This window comes from Micromonospora sp. NPDC005197 (genome assembly GCF_040608295.1).
GTDB lineage: Bacteria > Actinomycetota > Actinomycetes > Mycobacteriales > Micromonosporaceae > Micromonospora.
The window spans coordinates 1-1840 of the sequence record NZ_JBEXHY010000265.1 but is presented as its reverse complement, the minus strand read 5'-3'; the positions used below and the strand labels follow the sequence as shown (position 1 = coordinate 1840).

The following is a 1840-nucleotide window of genomic DNA, read 5'->3' as shown; positions in this document are numbered from 1 at the left end:
GTGGCACGCCCTCTCGGCGGCGACCACGGCCTCCAGCCCGAGCGTCAGGTAGCCGCTGGCCTCCAGGGCGCTGCCGACGCGTTCCAGCGCGGCCGGGTCGTCGGCGGCGAGCGCGTGGGCGTACTCGGACCACAGCGCGAACAGTGGACTGTCACAGTCAGCGGTGACCGTGCACAGCCGCTCGGCGGTCGCGGTGCCGGGCTCCAGGCGAGACAGCAGGTGCAGGCACTCGACCGTGACCGTCGTCGCCTGCCCGGCACGCCCCTGCAACTCCCGCAGCGTCGCGACGGCCGTCGCCGGGTGGCCCTCCGCGGCGGTCAGCCAGGCCGCGGTCAGCTCGGCGTCGATGGCCACCAGGCCGCCGCCGTGCGGGCCGTCGCCGTCGGTGCGATCGTCGAAGAGCTGCCGCAACAACCTCCCGCTCTCCGCCAGCTCACCCAACTGCGCCGCCACGTACGCGTTCGCCGACAGCACGTAGTCGCGGATCGGAAACAGCGTACGGTCGGCGGTGAGGGTCCGCGCCTCGTGCAGCCAGCGCATCGACCGCCGCATCTGCCCGGCGTGGTAGGCGCACTTGCCCAGTGAGAAGGCGAGCAGCCCGACCGCGTCCGCCGCGCCCCGCGTGACCGCGTCCCGGTAGTAGCGTTGGGCCAGCCGCTCGGCGTCGTGCAGTCGCCCGGACAGCAGCAGGGCCTGCACGTGGCAGGCCTGCGTCGCGGCACGCATCGTCGGCCAGGTCTCCGGGATGTCGACCTCTCCGGTGTCGAACATCCGCACCGCCTGCCCCGGCTGCCCGTCGAACAGCAGCAGGTACGGCAGCAACGCCGCGACGGCCGTCGCCAGCAGCGGGTCCCGGGGCCGGTCGGCGGCCAGGCGTGCCATCAGGGCACGCGCGCCCCCCGCGTCGCCGCCGAACGCCGCGATCCCCACCTCCGCCGCGAGCAACCCGGCGAGCGCGTCGGCGGGCAGGTCGTGACGGCCCGCGTCGATCACCTCGCGGGCGCGGTCGGGCCGTCGGTCACCCCAGTACATGTTCAGCGCCCGCAGCGCCGTCGCCTCGGCACGGTCGCGCACGTCGTCGAGGTCGGCCGCGGCGCGGGCCAGGTGCCGGTCGGCCTCGTCGCCGCGCCCCTGAGCCACCAACGCCCGGCCCACCTGCCAGTCGCCCCGCGCCGAGTCGACCCTCCGGCCCAGCCGCTCGGCCAGCGCCGCGTCGTGGCGGCGCAGCGCGTACTCCGACGCGGCCAGCAGGTCGTCCGGATCGACCGGCAGATCGGCCTCGCAGCGCCAGGCCGCGATCCGTGCCCGGTCCTCGGTGCCGCCGCCGTCGACGCCCGCCAGCGCCTCGGCCAGGGTCCGGCGCAGCCGGCGGGCCCGCAGCTCCCCGGTGCGGTTGCGGACCACCTCGGCGTACAGCGGATGGCCGGTCTGCACCAGCACGCCCGTGTCATGCCGGACCAGGCGGATCAGGCCGCGCTCCTCGAGCCGTTCCGCGACGGGCGGGTCGACGGTCCGCTCGATCAGCGCCAGCGGAGCCGGCTCGGCGTGCGCGACGTACCGCAACGCCTCGGCCTCCTCCGGGCTGAGCGTGCCGAGGGTCTGTTCGATGAGGTCGGACAGGTGTGTGGAGCACAGCGACTCGGCGGGCCACGTCCACATCCCGTCGCGCTGGACGAGGCCACCGTCGCGCAACCCGCACCGGAGCGCCTCGCGCAAAAAGAGCGGGTTGCCCTGGCTGATCCGCCACAGCGCGCCGATCGTCAGACCGTCGACCGGGCCGCCGAGCCCCTCGCGGACCAGCACTGCGGTCTCGTCCGGGTCCACGTGCCGCCCTTGGACC

The 1840-nt window shown here is 75.4% G+C and carries 1 protein-coding gene; it reads right to left on the bottom strand.

The features are described from left to right. The coding region (locus ABZU46_RS31710) for a hypothetical protein (protein WP_354863369.1) at positions 1-1824 on the bottom strand (1824 nt) is incomplete at its 3' end. Between the last annotated feature and the right edge of the window lie 16 nt (positions 1825-1840).